The following is an 18,067-nucleotide window of genomic DNA, read 5'->3' as shown; positions in this document are numbered from 1 at the left end:
AAAAATCCCCGCATCAGCGGGGATTTTCCTGTTTACTGCCGATCAAATCGGTCGAGATTCATAACCTTGGTCCACGCCGCCACAAAGTCCTTCACGAACTTCTCGTTGGCATCGCTGCAGGCATACACTTCTGCCAGGGCACGCAGAACAGAGTGAGAACCGAATACCAGGTCGGCACGGCTCGCCGTGAACTTCACCTCACCGCTGACGCGATCGTGGCCTTCAAACAACTCCGCAGAGTCATCGGTGGCCTTCCACTGATTCCCCATGTCCAGCAAATTGACGAAGAAGTCAGGGCTGAGCACGCCCACGCGATCGGTAAAGACGCCGCTCTTACCGCCATCAAAATTAGCACCCAGCACACGTAAACCCCCGACCAGCACCGTCATCTCCGGTGCGGTCAGGGTCAGCTGCTGCGCTTTATCGATCAGCAACGATTCAGTGGTCGACACGTCAATTGCAGCACGGTAGTTACGGAAACCATCGGCAACGGGTTCAAGCAGTCCAAACAACTCGATATCGGTCTGATCCTGACGCGCGTCAACGCGGCCTGGAGTAAACGGCACCGTAATATTCACGCCTGCCGCTTTCGCAGCCTGTTCGATGCCCACAACGCCCGCCAGCACGATGATGTCGGCCAACGACGCTTTGTGTGCCGATTTATAAATACCTTCCAGCACCGGCAGAGCACGTGCAGCCACGGCGTTAACATCCCAGCTGCGCTGCGGCGCCAGCGCCAGACGCGCACCGTTCGCGCCACCGCGCTTATCGCCACCGCGGAACGTCGAAGCAGACGCCCAGGCCACCGAGACCAGTTCGCTGACGGACAGCCCGGATGCGGCAATGTCCACCTTCAGGCTTTCAATATCCGCCGCCGTCGGCTGGAAGAACGCATGCGGCAGCGGATCCTGCCAAATCAGCTCTTCTCTAGGCACTTCAGGTCCGAAGTAGCGGGATACCGGCCCCATGTCCCGGTGGGTCAGCTTGAACCAGGCCCGGGCAAAGGCTTCATTAAAGGCCTGCGGATCGTTAAGGAAACGACGAGAAATTTTGTCGAACTCCGGATCAAAGCGCAGCGTCAGGTCGGTGACCAACATGGTCGGTTTACGCTTTTTCGACGGGTCGAACGGATCGGGCATAATTTCAGGGGCGTCAACCGCTTCAAACTGGATCGCTCCTGCAGGACTGCGGGTTTGCACCCATTCGTATTTATACAGGTTTTCGAAGAAGTAATTGCTCCACTGGGTTGGCGTCTGCGACCAGATGACTTCCAGACCCGAGGTGATCGTATCAGCACCGATACCGCTGCCGTGGGTGCTGGTCCAGCCCAGACCCTGCGACTCGATTAAGCCCGCTTCCGGATCGACACCGACATGGGAGGCCTCCCCGGCACCGTGCGTTTTACCCAGCGTATGACCGCCAGCAATCAACGCCACAGTCTCTTCGTCGTTCATATTCATGTTGCTGAACGTGGCGCGAATCGCCGCCGCCGCAGACAGCGGATCACCGCTGGCATTTGGTCCTTCCGGGTTGACGTAGATAAGCCCCATCTCGGTGGCGGATAGAGGGTTTTTCGCCAGTGCTTCCGGGTCACGATGGGTCAACCAGGCTTTTTCGTCCCCCCAGTTAACGTCCAGATCCGGTTCCCAGACATCCTCGCGTCCGGCGCCAAAGCCAAAAGTACGGAAGCTGGAATTTTCCAGCGCCACGTTTCCGGCGAGAATATACAGGTCGGCCCAGGATATTTTCTGGCCATATTTTTGCTTGATCGGCCACAGGAGGCGACGCGCCTTATCGAGGCTGACGTTATCCGGCCACGAGTTAAGCGGTGAGAAACGCTGTTGACCGCGGCCCGCGCCGCCGCGGCCGTCAATGGCGCGATAGGTGCCTGCCCCGTGCCACGCCATACGAATGAACAGGCCGGCATAGCTGCCCCAGTCTGCAGGCCACCAGGGTTGAGAATCGGTTAAAAGCGCTTTGAGATCGCCTTTTAGCGCGGAGTAATCGAGTTTGCTGAATTCTTTGCGGTAATTGAAATCTTTACCTAGCGGGTTGGAACGTTCGGAATGCTGATTGAGAAGATCGATACGAAGTGGTTTAGGCCACCAGTCCTGGCTGTTAGTACCGGCACCCGCACTCTTGTCAAAACTGCCCTGATGAAAAGGACACTTACCTGAATTCTGGTTCTCGTCGGACATGCTCATCACTTTTCTCCCTTTGTAGTTTTATCGTTAGGATATACACCACTGGGAACAAGAGATAATTGAAACGATCCACAGATTTGATAGTTAATTCCGTTGACATCTATCAGAAACAAAAAGACCCTCATATTTATGAGGGTCTTGCAGTTATAAACCGGGGCGAACCCCCAGCGTGTGGCAGATCGCGTAGCTCATTTCGGCGCGGTTAAGGGTATAAAAATGGAAATCTTTCACCCCTTCGCGACTTAAAATCTTCACCATGTCCATCGCGATATTGGCACCCACCAGCTTGCGGGTTTCCGCATCGTCGTCCAGACCTTCGTACATTTTTGACATCCACAGCGGGATACGCACGTTGGTCATGTCGGCAAATTTCTTCGCCTGCTTGTAGTTAGAGACCGGCAAAATGCCCGGAATAATTTCGACGTCGATACCTGCCGTGACGCAGCGGTCGCGAAAACGCAGGTAGCTTTCGACATCAAAGAAGAACTGGGTGATGGCACGGTTTGCGCCGGCATCCACTTTGCGTTTCAGGTTGAGCAGATCCGCCTGGGCGCTTTTCGCTTCCGGGTGCACTTCCGGATAAGCCGCCACAGAGATGTCGAAGTCGCCCACCTCTTTCAACAGCGTCACCAGATCGGTGGCGTACATATCCGGCTTACCGCTGCCTGGCGGCAGGTCACCGCGCAGGGCAACAATGTGGCGAATACCGTTATTCCAGTAATCCTGGGCGATGGTTCGCAACTCATCACGGGTGGCATCGATGCAGGTCAGGTGCGGCGCGGCTTCCAGCCCCGTGCGATCCTTGATGCCTTTGATGATGCTGTGCGTGCGGTCGCGCTCGCCGGAGTTGGCACCGTAGGTGACGGAAACAAATTTGGGTTTCAGGCTGCTCAGGCGATCGATAGAGGACCACAAGGTCTGCTCCATTTCACTGGTGCGCGGCGGGAAAAATTCAAAAGAGACGTTAATCTGGCCGTTTACTTCAGCCAGGCTCTGATTCAGGGCTTCCCGCTGGTTGGCGTGAAAAAAGCTCATACCTTACCTCATCAATCGCGTGTCGTTGTTTGTTATGGTTCGAACTTCTATACGTTTAGACGTCCAGATGTAAAAATGACGGAAAAGCGGACTGGCGTCAACTGAAAATATCATCATTGACGGTGAGGAATGCTCAGGGAAGATGAAGAACGTTCATGATAAGCGGGGTGAGTGCGCGCTGATGCCCTCACCCCAACCCTCTCCACAGGGAGAGGGAGAAAGCATACTGACTACAGCAGCTGCGCTAAACGGTTGATATCGGACTGAATGGCCCCGGCAGTCACGTCACGGCCCGCACCCGGTCCGCGGATCACCAGCGGGTTATCGCGATACCAGCGACTTTCGATGGCAAAGACGTTATCGCACGGCAGCAGCGCCGCCAGCGGGTGTTCCGGGCGGACGGCTTCAACCCCGACGCGCGCTTTGCCGTTGGCATCGAAACGCGCCACATAGCGCAGCACCAGGCCCATTTCACGCGCGGCTTCCAGGCGCTGTACCATCTGATCATTGAGCTCATCGCCGTTTTCGAAGAAGTGATCGACAGAACCTTCTTCGCAACCGGCAGGTACCAGTGACTCCACGCGCACCTGACCTGGCTCAATGTCGTAACCCGCTTCACGGGCCACGATCACCAGCTTACGCATCACGTCTTTACCGGAGAGGTCAACGCGCGGGTCGGGCTCGGTCAGCCCTTGCTGCCACGCCTGATCCACCAGGTCGGTAAACGGCACGGTGCCATCAAACTGAAGGAATAGCCACGACAGGGTGCCGGAGAAAATCCCGCTGATCGCCAGAATACTGTCGCCGCTTTCGATCAGGTCACGCACGGTATGGTTAACCGGCAAACCGGCCCCAACGGTGGCGTTGTACAGCCAGTGACGGCCCGTTTTTTCAAAGGCGTCATGGATCTGGCGATACTTATCGGTATTGCTGGCGCCCGCCAGCTTGTTGGCACTGATCACGTGGAAACCGTGGCTGGCAAAATCCAGATACTGATCGGCAAGTTGTTCGCTGGCGGTCACGTCCAGCACCACCAGGTCATCGTACGGATGGGCACGCATCCACAGGAACAGCGACTCTTCGTCCTGGGCCACGGCTTCATCGTTAAAGAAGGCCAGTGCGCGGCTGGCGTCCAGCCCTTCGTAGTTAAGCAGGCTGCGGCGGCTGTCGACGACCCCCGCCAGCACAAATTCAAAGCCGGTACGCGCCGACAGCGTGGTCTGTTCGCGAGCGAACAGCTCCAGCCAGCGAGAACCGATATTGCCTTTACCAAACAGCACCAGACCGATGCGCTTTTCCGCACGGAACAGCGACTGATGCAGCCCCTGAATCAGGCTCTCGGTTGGCCCGGTACGCATCACCGCCACCAGGCTGATGCCCTCTTCCGACTGCCAGGTAAACTCAACCGGCTGGCCTTTCAGCTGCTGCCAGAAACGGTGGCAGTGCAGCGGGTTACGGGTGACGCCCGCGCCAACCATCGCGATCAGCGCCAGCCCCTGACGCAGACGAAGTTCGCCCGGCAGGCCCGCTTCATCCAGAATTTTGAGCGCGCCGTCGGCAACTTCTGCGGTGTAGCAGAACTGCAGCAGCTGACGATCGGGATGGACACCCACCGCCAGCGGACGAACCTGGGCACGCTTGAGCACCAGATCGATCTCTTTATGCGCCAGTTTGAAATCCAGACCGGAAGGAACCAGGAATTCGATCAGGCAGATGTCATCATGGCTGGTGACAATACGCGCCCCGGTCCCGGAGGCCAGCACGCGTTCAATGCGGGTCGAGCCCTTATCCGGCGTATAGCTACAGCGCAGCTGCAGGTCGATGTCGCTACCGGAAACCGGCTGCAGCGTACGGGCGTGCAGGACCGGCGCCGCCAGACGTGCCAGCTCGCTGGCCTCATCGAGACGCAGCAGCGGCAGCAGGCAGGCATCTTTGACTTTGCGCGGATCGGCGCTGTACACACCGGCCACGTCGCTCCAGATGGTGACGCGGGACACGCCTGCCAGGGCACCGATTTGCGTGGCAGAATAGTCAGAGCCGTTACGCCCCAGCAGCACGGTTTCGCCCGCGTTGCTGCGGCTGATAAAGCCGGTGACCACGATACGTTTGTTCGGATGCTGAACCAGCAGCTGTTGCAGCAATGGATAGGACAGCCCTTCATCAACCTGCGGCTGGGCTCCGCGTTCGGTGCGCAGAAAATCACGCGCGTCCAGCCATGCGGCTTCCAGACCTTGCTGCTGCAGGACTGCGGCCATCAGGCGCGCAGACCAGACTTCACCGTGTCCCACCACTTCGGCATACACCGCATCGCTGACGCCGCTGTCGAGCAAACCGGCCAGATGCTCCAGATCGTGAATGAAGGTACTGATCAGGCCATCGGCAACATCAGCAGGCAGTAAGCCGGCGATCAATTCGCTCTGATAACGGCGTAACGCTTGTTGAACCTGATGCGCAGAGAGACGATCGGTCTGGCTTAACTTCAGCCAGCTAATCAACTGGTTGGTGGTGCTGCCCGCCGCAGAGACAACCATCATGTCCCCCGGCATCGAATACTCTGCCATGATCCCCGCGACCCGCAGGTAACATTTCACATCAGCAAGACTACTACCACCAAACTTGTGCAGCTGGCGACCCTTCGCCCCTGCCTGCGCTATCACACTCATGATTACCCCTTGGTTGCAACCTGGAAGGCATTTTCCAGATCGGCAATTAAATCTTCACAATCTTCTATACCGGCTGAGATACGCAGCAGCGTCTCAGAGATCCCGGCGGCGGCACGCGCTTCTGGCGCCATGCCTGCGTGCGTCATGGTGGCGGCGTGGGAGATCAAGCTTTCAACCCCACCTAAGGATTCCGCCAGCGTAAACAGTGACAACCCGCTGAGGAAGCGGCGCAGCGTTTGCTCATCGCCATCCAGTTCGAAACTTAACATTGCACCAAAACCCTTTTGTTGACGGGCCGCAATCTCGTGTCCTTGATTATCCGGCAGCGACGGGTGATAAAGCTTCTTCACCAGCGGCTGGGTCTTCAGGAAATCGACAATTGCCTGGGCATTACGCTGCGCCACGTCCATACGCGGCGACAGGGTACGCAGTCCACGCAACAGCAAATAGCTGTCAAACGCGCTACCGGTGACGCCGATATTATTCGCCCACCATGCCAGTTCAGTGACAACGTCCGGATCTTTGGCAATCACCACGCCCGCAACGACGTCAGAATGGCCGTTCAAATATTTGGTGCATGAATGCAATACCAGATCCGCACCCAGCGCCAGCGGGTTCTGAAGCGCCGGACTGAGGAAGGTATTATCCACTACACTTATCGCTCCCGCATCCCTTGCGAGCTGACAAATTTTCGCAATGTCCACGACGCGCAGCAATGGGTTACTCGGGCTCTCGATTAAAACCAGCTTCGGCTTTTCTGCCAGCGCCTGTTTCAGCGCCTGTTCATCCCCCTGATCGACAAACAGCACGCGATAGCAACCGCGCTTCGCCAGGCTATCAAACAGACGGTAGCTACCACCGTAACAGTCGTGTGGTGCCACCAGCAGATCGCCGGGTTTCAGGTAAACGGTGGTCACCAGATGGATTGCCGACATGCCGGTATTGGTCATCACCGCGCCTGCGCCGCCTTCCAGTTCCGCCAGCGCTCGCTGGGTGACGTCACGCGTAGGGTTGCCACGGCGCGAGTAGTCATGCGCACGCGGTTCATTAAATCCGGTGAAGTTATAGGTACTGGAGAGGTGGATCGGTGGGACAACGCAGCCGTACTGTTCGTCATCATTCAATCCGCTACGCACTGCGATGGTGGCCTGTTTACGCGTCATGGTGAAGGCTTCCTGGCTTATTGGATGAAAAGTCAGTCACCAATGTAAACACTGATTATATGGACGTCAATACATCTGGACATCTAAACTTCTTTGCGTATAGATTGAGCAATGCGTAAATAGCCGTTAAAATTATACGCTTTAGCGCAGACCTCAGAGGCAATATCCGTGTCACGGCCGCGTCTCTACGGTAAACTACGCCCGATTATGGCCCGAAACCCTGCGAATCGCTGCGGTGGCGGCCTCATATTAATGACATAGAGGATGAAGGTATCTCATGGCTGAATGGAGCGGCGAATATATCAGCCCATACGCTGAGCACGGTAAGAAGAGTGAACAAGTAAAAAAAATTACGGTTTCCATTCCTCTGAAGGTGTTAAAGATCCTCACCGATGAACGCACGCGTCGTCAGGTGAATAACCTGCGTCACGCCACCAACAGCGAACTGCTGTGCGAAGCGTTCCTGCATGCGTTTACCGGTCAACCGTTGCCGAACGATGAAGACCTGCGTAAAGAGCGCAGTGATGAAATTCCGGAAGCGGCAAAGGTGATCATGCGTGAACTGGGTATCGACCCGGATACGTGGGAATACTGATTTACAGATACAAAAAAAGCGCCTTTCGGCGCTTTTTTTTCGGGTAGCTTATTTAGCGCCCGGGATGCTGAAACGCTTGTTGAAGCGGTCAACACGGCCACCGGTTGCAACGTCACGCTGCTTACCAGTGTAGAACGGGTGGCATTTGCCGCACACGTCCAGGTTCAGATCGTGACCCGCGGTAGAACGGATGGTGATCACGTTACCGCAAGAGCAGTTTGCAGTAATTTCTTCGTATTTAGGATGAATATCTTTTTTCATGGGGAGAACCTCAGTTAAGGCCGCGTCGCTCTTCCAGCCCTAACGCCAGACACCACGCGATGTTAATAGTATGTACTCTGACGCGACAAAAAGCGCATCAAAGGCGGCGAATCATACAGAATAAGATTTGTGTATGCAAACTGATCAGCACGACGCCAGCAACTAATGTGTATACTAACGCGCCACTTTTCAAGTCAGGAAGATTCGATGCCCGTTGTTCACGTTGCCCTTCCCGTTCCGCTTCCCCGCACCTTTGATTACCTGCTGCCAGACGGTATACAGGCCAAAGCGGGCTGTCGTGTGAACGTGCCGTTTGGTAAGCAGCAGCGCGTGGGGGTCGTGGTCGCCGTCAGCGAAAAAAGCGAGCTGCCGATCAATGAGCTGAAAAGCGTTGTTGAGGTGCTGGACAGTGAACCGGTCTTCTCCCAAAGCGTCTGGCGTTTGCTGCTGTGGGCGGCTGAGTATTACCATCATCCGATAGGTGACGTGCTGTTCCACGCCTTACCCATTCTGCTGCGCCAGGGTAAAAACGCCAGCCATGCGCCGGTGTGGTACTGGTTTGCCACCGAGCAGGGACAAGCCGTCGACATCAACAGCCTGAAACGCTCGCCAAAACAGCAGCAGGCGCTGGCAGCACTGCGTCAGGGGCGGATCTGGCGTCATCAGGTTGAAGCCCTCGATTTTAACGACGCCGCGTTACAAGGCTTACGTAAAAAAGGACTGAGCGAACTGGCCTGCGAAGCGCCCGCGCTAATCGACTGGCGAGACGGCTTTGCCGTGTCGGGCGATCGTCTGCGTCTGAATACCGAGCAGGCCACTGCCGTTGGCGCTATCCACAGCGCGTCGGACCGTTTCTCGGCCTGGCTGCTCGCGGGCGTGACCGGCTCCGGCAAGACCGAAGTCTATCTGAGCGTGCTGGAAAATGTGCTCGCACAAGGGAAGCAAGCGCTGGTAATGGTGCCGGAAATTGGCCTGACGCCGCAAACTATCGCCCGCTTTCGCGAGCGCTTTAATGCCCCGGTGGAAGTGCTGCACTCGGCATTAAACGACAGCGAACGCCTCAGCGCCTGGCTGAAAGCCAAAAATGGCGAGGCGGCGATTGTCATTGGCACCCGCTCGTCGCTGTTTACGCCGTTTAAAAATCTGGGCGTGATCGTCATCGACGAAGAGCACGACAGTTCCTATAAACAGCAGGAAGGCTGGCGCTATCACGCCCGCGATCTGGCGGTGTATCGCGCCCACAGCGAGCAGATCCCGATTATTCTCGGCTCCGCCACCCCGGCGCTTGAAACTCTGCATAATGTGCAGCAGCGTAAATACCATCTGCTGCGCCTGACCCGCCGGGCGGGCAATGCGCGCCCGGCCACGCAACATGTACTGGATCTTAAAGGTCAGCAGGTGCAGGCCGGATTAGCGCCCGCGCTGATCGCCCGCATGCGCCAGCATCTGCAGGCCAATAACCAGGTGATCCTGTTTCTGAACCGCCGCGGCTTTGCACCCGCGCTGCTGTGCCACGACTGCGGCTGGATTGCCGAATGTCCGCGCTGCGATCATTACTACACCCTGCATCAGGCCCAGCACCATCTGCGCTGCCACCACTGCGACAGCCAGCGCCCGGTGCCGCGTCAGTGCCCGTCGTGCGGCTCGACTCATATGGTGCCGGTCGGGTTGGGTACCGAACAGCTGGAACAGGCGTTGACCCCCTTCTTCCCCGGCGTGGCGATCTCGCGCATTGACCGCGACACCACCAGCCGTAAGGGTGCGCTTGAGCAGCAGCTGGCCGAAGTGCATCGCGGCGGCGCGCGTATTCTGATTGGCACTCAGATGCTGGCGAAAGGCCATCACTTCCCGGACGTGACGCTGGTTGCGCTTCTGGACGTTGACGGGGCACTGTTTTCGGCTGATTTCCGCTCTGCGGAACGCTTTGCCCAGCTCTACACGCAGGTGGCAGGCCGGGCCGGACGCGCGGGTAAACAGGGTGAAGTGGTGCTGCAAACCCACCACCCGGATCATCCCCTGCTGCAAACGCTGCTGCATAAAGGCTATGACGCCTTTGCCGACCAGGCGCTGGCGGAGCGGCAGACCCTGCAACTCCCGCCATGGACCAGCCATGTGATTATCCGCGCTGAGGATCACAACAACCAGCAGGCACCGCTGTTTCTCCAGCAGCTGCGCAATTTGCTGCAGGCCAGTCCGCTGGTGGACAATCAGCTGTGGATTTTAGGCCCGGTGCCGGCGCTGGCCGCCAAACGTGGCGGACGTTATCGCTGGCAAATCCTGCTGCAGCACCCTTCGCGGATCCGTCTGCAACACATCGTCAGCGGCGCGCTGACGCTGATCAATACCCTGCCGGAAGCGCGTAAAGTGAAGTGGGTGCTTGACGTTGATCCCATTGAAAGCTGAATCACGGTGAGAGGCGGATCGAAAAATTCAACACGCCTCACACTTTTTATGAAAATTCTGTAACCGATTCCATTCACGATCTGATAAAACTGACGGAGTCAGAAGACCGGTGATACGCCTGTGAGGAGAAGAGGTTGAAGTCCAGGAAAGAGGTTGCCTCGGCGACCATGAAAGATGTTGCCCTGAAAGCGAATGTATCTACGGCAACGGTATCCCGAGCCTTAATGAATCCCGATAAAGTCTCTCAGACCACGCGCAATCGCGTTGAGCAGGCGGCACTGGAAGTGGGCTATCTGCCCCAGACGATGGGCCGTAACGTCAAACGAAATGAATCCCGCACCATCCTGGTCATTGTGCCCGATATTTGCGATCCCTTTTTCAGTGAAATTATCCGCGGTATCGAAGTGACTGCCGCCGCTGCAGGCTATCTGGTGCTGATTGGCGACTGCGCGCACCAGAACCAGCAGGAAAAAACCTTTATTGACCTGATCATCACCAAGCAGATCGACGGCATGCTGCTGCTCGGCTCACGTTTGCCGTTCGATGCCAGCATCGAAGAGCAGCGCAACCTGCCGCCGATGGTGATGGCTAACGAATTTGCCCCGGAGCTGGAGCTGCCTACCGTCCATATCGATAACCTCACCGCCGCATTTAACGCCGTGAATTATCTGCAGGATTTGGGGCATAAGCGCATTGGCTGTATTGCCGGGCCAGAAGAGATGCCACTGTGCCATTATCGCCTGCAGGGCTACGTTCAGGCACTGCGTCGTACCGGCGTGACGGTCGATCCACACTACATTGCGCGCGGTGATTTTACCTATGCCGCTGGCGGACTGGCGCTGGAAACACTGCTGGCGCTGCCGGAACCGCCTACTGCGGTGTTCTGCCACAGCGACGTGATGGCGCTGGGTGCGCTCTCTTATGCGAAACGCCGTGGCCTGAATGTGCCGAAAGATCTCTCAATTATCGGCTTTGATAATATTTCATTGTCTGAGTTTTGCGATCCGCCGCTCTCCACAGTGGCGCAGCCACGCTACGATATTGGCCGTGAAGCGATGATGTTGTTGCTTGATCAACTTAACGGGCAAACCGTCAACAGCGGGTCACGCTTGCTGGACTGTGAATTAATCATTCGTGGTTCCACTCAGGCGCTGACGTAAAGTCGCCGCCTTTCAGACTTCCTCGGCTGGTCAAAGGCCCGCCGCTTAAGTAACATGACGGGCTGACAAACGAATAAATACAGCGAAACGATAGTGGCACAACGAGATTATGTACGTCGCGGCCAGCCGGCACCTTCGCGACGCAAAAAGAGTAGCCCACGGAGCCAGCAACGTAGTCTGCCTGCTGTCTCACCTGCAATGGTTGCGATTGCTGCGGCGGTGCTGGTGGCGTTTATCGGCGGCCTCTGGTTCATTACGCATCATAAAAAAGAAGAAGCAGAAGCGCTGCAGGGCAAAAAGGTCGCCGGTAATGGCTTACCGCCTAAACCTGAAGAGCGCTGGCGCTATATCAAAGAGCTAGAAAGTCGTCAGCCGGGCGTTCGCGCCCCGACCGAACCTTCTGCTGGCGGCGAAGTCAAGGATCCCACGCAGTTAACCAACGAACAGCGCCAGTTGCTGGCACAAATGCAGGCCGATATGCGCCAGCAGCCCACGCAGCTCAACGAAGTGCCGTGGAATGAACAAACGGCAGCGCAACGCCAGCAAACGCTGCAGCGCCAACGTCAGGCGCAGCAGCAAACTCAACAACAACAGCAGCAACAATGGGCTCAAACCCAGACGGTACAGCAGCCGAAAGCGCAGCCGCGCGTAACGGAACAGCCGTATCAGCAGCCGCGCACCGTGCAGACTCAGCCAGCGCAGCCGGCAAAAACGCAGCCCGCTAAGCAAAGCACCGCTGCGCAGCCGTACCAGGATCTACTGCAAACGCCAGCGCACACGGCCGCACAGCAGCCGAAAGCCCAGCAGGCGGCACCGGTTACCCGTGAAACCGAAGCACCGAAGCCGACCGCAGAGAAGAAAGACGAGCGCCGCTGGATGGTGCAGTGCGGTTCATTTAAAGGCGCAGAACAGGCGGAGACTGTGCGTGCACAGCTGGCCTTTGAAGGCTTTGATTCGCGCATCACCACCAACAACGGCTGGAATCGCGTAGTGATAGGCCCGGTGAAAGGCAAAGACAATGCCGACAGCACCATTACTCGCCTCAAGATGGCGGGTCATACAAACTGCATTCGACTCGCCTCCGGGGGTTGAAACCCCCAAAATCCCCCCCATCTATCATACTATTCAGCCCTGAGCACTGGCTCGGGGCCCCTATTCCGATTATGTAAACCAGGGGGTCTTCGTGACAACAATAGTAAGTGTACGCCGTAACGGCCAGGTGATAATTGCCGGTGATGGCCAGGCCACGCTGGGTAATACCGTCATGAAAGGCAACGTGAAAAAAGTGCGTCGTCTGTATAACGACAAAGTGATCGCTGGGTTTGCAGGCGGTACGGCTGACGCCTTCACGCTGTTTGAGCTGTTCGAACGTAAGCTCGAAATGCACCAGGGCCATCTGGTTAAAGCCGCCGTTGAACTGGCAAAAGACTGGCGTACCGATCGTATGCTGCGCAAACTTGAAGCGCTGCTGGCCGTTGCTGACGAAAATGCTTCACTGATCATCACCGGTAACGGTGACGTGATACAACCAGAAAACGACCTGATTGCTATCGGTTCCGGTGGCCCATACGCCCAGGCCGCCGCCCGCGCAATGTTGGAAAATACCGACATGAGCGCACGCGATATCGCTGTGAAGGCGTTGGATATTGCAGGTGATATCTGCATCTATACCAACCACTTCCACACCATCGAAGAATTGCCGTCTAAGGCGTAAGGATTTCTCATGTCTGAAATGACCCCACGCGAAATTGTTAGCGAACTGAACAAACACATCATCGGCCAGGATAACGCCAAGCGTTCTGTGGCGATCGCCCTGCGTAACCGCTGGCGCCGCATGCAGCTCGACGAAGAGCTGCGCCATGAAGTGACGCCAAAAAACATTCTGATGATCGGCCCGACCGGCGTCGGTAAAACTGAAATTGCCCGTCGTCTGGCGAAGCTGGCGAACGCGCCGTTCATCAAAGTTGAAGCGACTAAGTTCACCGAAGTGGGCTATGTGGGCAAAGAAGTGGACTCTATCATCCGCGATCTGACCGATTCGGCGATTAAAATGGTGCGAGTCCAGTCAATCGAGAAAAACCGCTATCGCGCTGAAGAGATGGCGGAAGAGCGCATCCTGGATGTGCTGATCCCACCGGCAAAAAATAACTGGGGCCAGGCAGAACAACCTGCTGAACCTTCTGCCGCGCGTCAGTCTTTCCGTAAAAAACTGCGTGAAGGCCAGCTGGACGACAAAGAGATTGAGATCGATCTCGCCGCCGCGCCAATGGGCATGGAAATTATGTCACCTCCTGGTATGGAGGAGATGACCAGCCAGCTGCAGTCCATGTTCCAGAACCTGGGCGGACAGAAGCAAAAACCGCGTAAGCTGAAAATCAAAGACGCGATGAAACTGCTGATTGAAGAAGAAGCCGCGAAGCTGGTGAACCCGGAAGAGCTGAAGCAGGATGCTATCGATGCCGTTGAACAGCACGGGATCGTGTTTATCGATGAGATCGATAAAATCTGTAAGCGTGGCGAATCCAATGGTCCGGACGTGTCTCGTGAAGGCGTTCAGCGCGACCTGCTGCCGCTGGTAGAGGGCTGTACCGTCTCTACCAAGCACGGCATGGTCAAAACCGATCACATCCTGTTTATCGCCTCTGGCGCATTCCAGGTGGCGAAGCCATCCGATCTGATCCCTGAGCTGCAGGGTCGTCTGCCTATCCGCGTTGAGCTGCAGGCGCTGACCACCGAAGATTTCGAGCGCATCCTGACTGAACCGAATGCGTCCATCACCGTGCAGTACAAAGCGCTGATGGCCACCGAAGGCGTGAACATTGAGTTCACCGAGGACGGTATTAAACGCATCGCTCAGGCGGCATGGCAGGTTAACGAAACCACCGAAAACATCGGTGCGCGTCGTCTGCACACCGTGCTGGAACGTCTGGTGGAGGATATCTCCTATGAGGCGAGCGACCTGAATGGTCAGAGCATTACTATTGATGCCAACTATGTGAGTAAGCATCTTGACGCTTTAGTAGCAGATGAAGATCTGAGCCGTTTTATCCTATAATCGCGGTTACTGTATTTTCATCACTGTTGATGGGGGCTATAGCCCCCATTTTTATTGGCTAAATTACTATGACTGATATCAGCCGTACTCAGGCGTGGCTCGAAAGTCTTCGTCCTAAGACATTACCTCTGGCCTTTGCCGCCATTGTCGTTGGCACCGCGCTTGCCTGGTGGCAAGGTCATTTCGATCCGCTCGTCGCGGTATTAGCGCTGACCACTGCGGGACTGCTGCAAATCCTCTCTAACCTGGCGAACGATTACGGCGACGCGGTGAAAGGCAGCGACAAACCCGATCGTATCGGGCCACTGCGCGGCATGCAGAAAGGGGCGATTACCCAGGCGCAGATGAAGCGCGCGCTGATTATCACCGTGGTTTTAATCTGCTTGTCGGGCCTGGCGCTGGTCTCGGTCGCCTGTAAAACGCCGGCTGATTTTATTGGCTTTATGGTGCTGGGTCTTCTGGCCATCATTGCCGCCATCACTTACACCGTCGGCACGCGTCCCTACGGGTATATCGGTTTGGGTGATATTTCGGTGCTGGTGTTTTTCGGCTGGCTGAGCGTGATGGGTAGCGGTTATCTGCAGGCACATACGTTAATTCCCGCCCTGTTCCTGCCTGCCACTGCCTGTGGCTTATTGGCCGCCGCGGTGCTGAACATCAATAACCTGCGTGATATCGACAGCGACCGTCAGAACGGTAAAAACACCCTGGCGGTGCGGTTAGGCCCGATCAACGCACGACATTACCATGCTGGCCTGCTCATCGGCGCGCTGGTTTGCCTGGCGCTGTTTAACCTGATCTCCCTGCACAGCCTGTGGGGCTGGCTGTTTGTGCTGGCGGCGCCGCTGCTGATTAAGCAGGCGCGCTTCGTGATGCGCGAGCTGAACGCCTCTGCGATGCCGCCAATGCTCGAACGCACGGTAAAAGGCGCACTGCTGACTAACCTGTTGTTCGTGGTCGGAATTGTGCTCAGCCAGACGCTTATTTAGCTGACAAATATCAATTAACAATTGATGATTTTGCAAACAATGCGATTCGCGCGATATACTGAAATCACTCGCAGCAACTGAACCTTAAGCCTATGAAATACGATACCTCTGAGCTTTGTGACATCTACCAGGAAGATGTTAACGTCGTAGAACCGCTGTTTTCCAACTTTGGAGGACGGTCGTCGTTTGGCGGACAGATCATTACGGTGAAATGTTTTGAGGACAACGGGTTGCTGTACGATCTGCTCGAGCAGAACGGCCGTGGTCGCATTCTGCTGGTCGATGGCGGGGGCTCTGTACGCCGCGCACTCATCGACGCCGATCTTGCCCGTCTCGCCCTGCAAAACGAATGGGAAGGCCTTGTGGTGTATGGCGCAGTGCGTCAGGTAGATGACCTGGAAGAGCTGGACCTGGGCATTCAGGCGCTGGCCGCTATTCCGGTGGGTGCCGCAGGTGAAGGCATTGGTGAAAGCGACGTGCGCGTCAACTTCGGCGGTGTGACGTTCTTCTCCGGCGACCATCTCTACGCCGACAATACCGGGATCATTCTTTCCGAAGATCCGCTGGATATTGAGTAACTGTCTGGAATAGGTTGACACTTTTCAGCCTTGCTACGCCCGATGAACTTCATCGGGCGTTTTGTATTCCAGCGACAGATGAGCCCGCTATGTGTTGTAAGTCTCCACCGCCCCCTGAGCATCCTGCTTCCCCAATGGCTTTGGCGTTAAAAGATAACATTCAGTAAAATTGCCTTGTTCATACTCTTCGTTGCAGGCTTACGGCATTTCCCTACAACCTGAATGCACGCACACCCCCACGAACCTTTGCCTTAATACGCCCCGACAGTTTTACCCTCAGCCCATCGCACGTCTCCTGAACAGCCAAACGTTAATAATAGCTGCCGACGCCAAGAAAATTTAGGTTAGGTTAAATCCTACTGGGTGTATCATGGCCAAATAACCACCACAAAACAAGGGTTATACCTTTCCTACATGCCGGACAGGTTTCACTGACTGAAGAAGAATGGATTCATTATGAGCAACGAAAAGGGATGTAAGTTCTGCCAGCGCTACGGTTTACCCGTCCTGCCGGTTCGTCCGGCAATCATGGAAAAAGGTGACAGGCTACCGACATTACCCGGCAGTATCACCGTACCGGTAACGGCCGAAGGAGGAGCAGACTATACCGCCCGTCTGCTAAGGCAGGGATTTTTATACATTTGGGCAGAACGTTCACAACGCTGGCTTCACTATTATGTTACCGGCGACGGCTATTTTTATCCTCTTCCAGAGGATGGCGTCGTGCCGCCGCGCGTGGAAAGTGGGGATATCAAGCCCTGTATTACCCAATCAGATGAACTGGCCACCGCTTCCCTGGTGACATTGCCGGTGAAGCCAGCCGGTATACTTAACGGGGTGTACTGGTTTGCGTGGTCTGAAGAGTCGTGGACACCGTTGGTACGCAAACAGCATGAAGATGCGGCATGGCAACGCCAGTATATGCAGAAATTTGATATGGATGCCTGGCTTACTAACCATAGCGGTCAGCAGGCTCTGCCCTTCAGTCAGCTCGTTGACTGCGTGGCTGAATACAGCTCCGTACTGCGCAACAGCACTCTTAAAGCCTGGACTCCCTCTCCCCTCAAAGCTGTCAGCAATCATTCTGCAGCCGATTTACAACAGGCAGCAGATAACCTGAACGCCGGTAACGGCGCGATTCTGATGCTGTCTGACCCGGTCGGGGTAGCGACGGAAATTTCGGCGCTGGCACGCTACCGGATGCAGCAGGCTATTGCCACAAATCCGGTATTGAGTCGTGGTATTGCATTGCAGACCATGCTCGGCAGCGTCGAACTGTCGATGCGTAACCACTTTTACCTGTCGGCAGAAGCCGGCGATGAAAAATATGAGCGGCAGATGCGCTATGGCGGGGACACGCCAGCGGGACCGAGATTTCCGGCTCCGGACATGGCCGACCGAATGCATGTCCTGAATGAGGCCAGCAGGAAGGACCGGATAGATGAGGCGTGGCAGACGGGTTATGAAAAATATATCGATCGGGCGAAGACACAGGCATTCAGTCAAACGCTGAAAGACTGGCTGACCGAGTATGACAACAGTTCAGTCATTCCCATCACCCGGATGTATCTGGCCTGGCTGCAGGGGCCGGTGATGACGAATTACTTTGTGCAGCACTTTGACCCGACCTGTGCACACAGTGGCGGACGCTATATCCAGACAGTGACGAAAGTACTGGCAGGGATGAACGACAAAGGCGGAGTGATTACCCACATCGATCAGCAGCTGAATCAGGCCCCACTGACGCCGGAAAACTTTCTTCAGCGGGCGGCCTTCTTTAATCACGATGGCTGGATTGCCGAGATGAATGCACAGCTGAAAAGCAGCGGACCAGACTGGTGGCTGGGCATAAGCTGGGACCGTCTGGCGGACGGCGCGAAGGAGTATATCCGCTTAAGACCTGGATACTTTTGATTGTTGTATGGTGCTTAATATCACTCCCTCTTTCCTGGGCTGCATAC

At 56.1% G+C, this 18,067-nt stretch carries 14 protein-coding genes; 9 read left to right on the top strand and 5 right to left on the bottom strand.

Annotated elements, in window-relative coordinates; translation table 11 throughout:
* Positions 1-32: 32 nt before the first annotated feature.
* From katG to metB, 4 genes are all read right to left on the bottom strand, one after another.
* The gene (katG, locus tag M8013_RS02600) at positions 33-2,204 is read right to left on the bottom strand and encodes a catalase/peroxidase HPI (RefSeq protein ID WP_271266275.1); all 2,172 of its coding nucleotides are present in this window, start codon (positions 2,202-2,204) and stop codon (positions 33-35) included.
* Between the two features lie 144 nt (positions 2,205-2,348).
* Positions 2,349-3,239 carry a methylenetetrahydrofolate reductase gene (gene metF, locus M8013_RS02595; RefSeq protein WP_271266274.1) on the bottom strand — a complete coding sequence of 297 codons (891 nt, stop codon included), beginning with the start codon at positions 3,237-3,239 and terminating at the stop codon, positions 2,349-2,351.
* Between the two features lie 230 nt (positions 3,240-3,469).
* On the bottom strand, positions 3,470-5,902 hold the full coding sequence (locus tag M8013_RS02590) for a bifunctional aspartate kinase/homoserine dehydrogenase II (RefSeq protein ID WP_271266273.1): 2,433 nt from the start codon (positions 5,900-5,902) through the stop codon (positions 3,470-3,472).
* A 2-nt stretch (positions 5,903-5,904) separates the two neighbouring features.
* Positions 5,905-7,065 (bottom strand): cystathionine gamma-synthase, encoded by a 1,161-nt coding sequence (metB, locus tag M8013_RS02585; RefSeq protein ID WP_271266272.1) that lies wholly within the window; start codon positions 7,063-7,065, stop codon positions 5,905-5,907.
* Between the two features lie 277 nt (positions 7,066-7,342).
* On the opposite strand from metB, the gene metJ reads away from it, so the two are divergent.
* Complete coding sequence (gene metJ / locus M8013_RS02580; RefSeq protein WP_015960995.1) at positions 7,343-7,660, top strand: met regulon transcriptional regulator MetJ; 318 nt, start codon at positions 7,343-7,345, stop codon at positions 7,658-7,660.
* 48 nt (positions 7,661-7,708) lie between these two features.
* On the opposite strand, the gene rpmE is transcribed toward metJ, so the two are convergent.
* Positions 7,709-7,921, bottom strand: a complete 213-nt coding sequence (gene rpmE, locus M8013_RS02575) for a 50S ribosomal protein L31 (RefSeq protein ID WP_271266271.1) — start codon at positions 7,919-7,921, stop codon at positions 7,709-7,711.
* Positions 7,922-8,128: 207 nt separating this feature from the next.
* Between rpmE and priA the strand changes: the two genes are divergently transcribed.
* The 8 genes from priA to M8013_RS02535 all read left to right on the top strand — a co-directional run bounded on the left by priA (position 8,129) and on the right by M8013_RS02535 (position 18,020).
* Positions 8,129-10,324, top strand: coding sequence for a primosomal protein N' (priA, locus tag M8013_RS02570; RefSeq protein WP_271266270.1), 2,196 nt, complete (start codon positions 8,129-8,131; stop codon positions 10,322-10,324).
* Between the two features lie 134 nt (positions 10,325-10,458).
* On the top strand, positions 10,459-11,484 hold the full coding sequence (gene cytR / locus M8013_RS02565) for a DNA-binding transcriptional regulator CytR (protein WP_271266269.1): 1,026 nt from the start codon (positions 10,459-10,461) through the stop codon (positions 11,482-11,484).
* Positions 11,485-11,577: 93 nt separating this feature from the next.
* Entirely contained in the window at positions 11,578-12,576 is a 999-nt protein-coding gene (gene ftsN / locus M8013_RS02560; RefSeq protein ID WP_271266268.1) for a cell division protein FtsN, read from the top strand.
* Positions 12,577-12,667: 91 nt separating this feature from the next.
* Positions 12,668-13,198, top strand: coding sequence for an ATP-dependent protease subunit HslV (hslV, locus tag M8013_RS02555; RefSeq protein WP_271266267.1), 531 nt, complete (start codon positions 12,668-12,670; stop codon positions 13,196-13,198).
* A 9-nt stretch (positions 13,199-13,207) separates the two neighbouring features.
* The gene (gene hslU, locus M8013_RS02550) at positions 13,208-14,539 is read left to right on the top strand and encodes an HslU--HslV peptidase ATPase subunit (RefSeq protein WP_271266266.1); all 1,332 of its coding nucleotides are present in this window, start codon (positions 13,208-13,210) and stop codon (positions 14,537-14,539) included.
* 62 nt (positions 14,540-14,601) lie between these two features.
* Positions 14,602-15,528: a 1,4-dihydroxy-2-naphthoate polyprenyltransferase gene (gene menA, locus M8013_RS02545; protein ID WP_271266293.1), complete on the top strand. Its 927-nt coding sequence runs from the start codon at positions 14,602-14,604 to the stop codon at positions 15,526-15,528.
* A gap of 92 nt (positions 15,529-15,620) precedes the next feature.
* Positions 15,621-16,106, top strand: a complete 486-nt coding sequence (gene rraA, locus M8013_RS02540; protein ID WP_271266265.1) for a ribonuclease E activity regulator RraA — start codon at positions 15,621-15,623, stop codon at positions 16,104-16,106.
* A gap of 456 nt (positions 16,107-16,562) precedes the next feature.
* Entirely contained in the window at positions 16,563-18,020 is a 1,458-nt protein-coding gene (locus tag M8013_RS02535; protein WP_271266264.1) for a T6SS effector BTH_I2691 family protein, read from the top strand.
* The last annotated feature ends 47 nt before the right edge of the window (positions 18,021-18,067 follow it).

Origin of the sequence: Silvania confinis, assembly GCF_025564085.1 — a bacterium.
In the GTDB taxonomy this organism is placed as follows: Bacteria; Pseudomonadota; Gammaproteobacteria; order Enterobacterales; family Enterobacteriaceae; genus Enterobacter; species Enterobacter confinis.
Note: the sequence above shows the minus strand (reverse complement) of the source record. Positions and strands in the feature narration are given on the sequence as shown.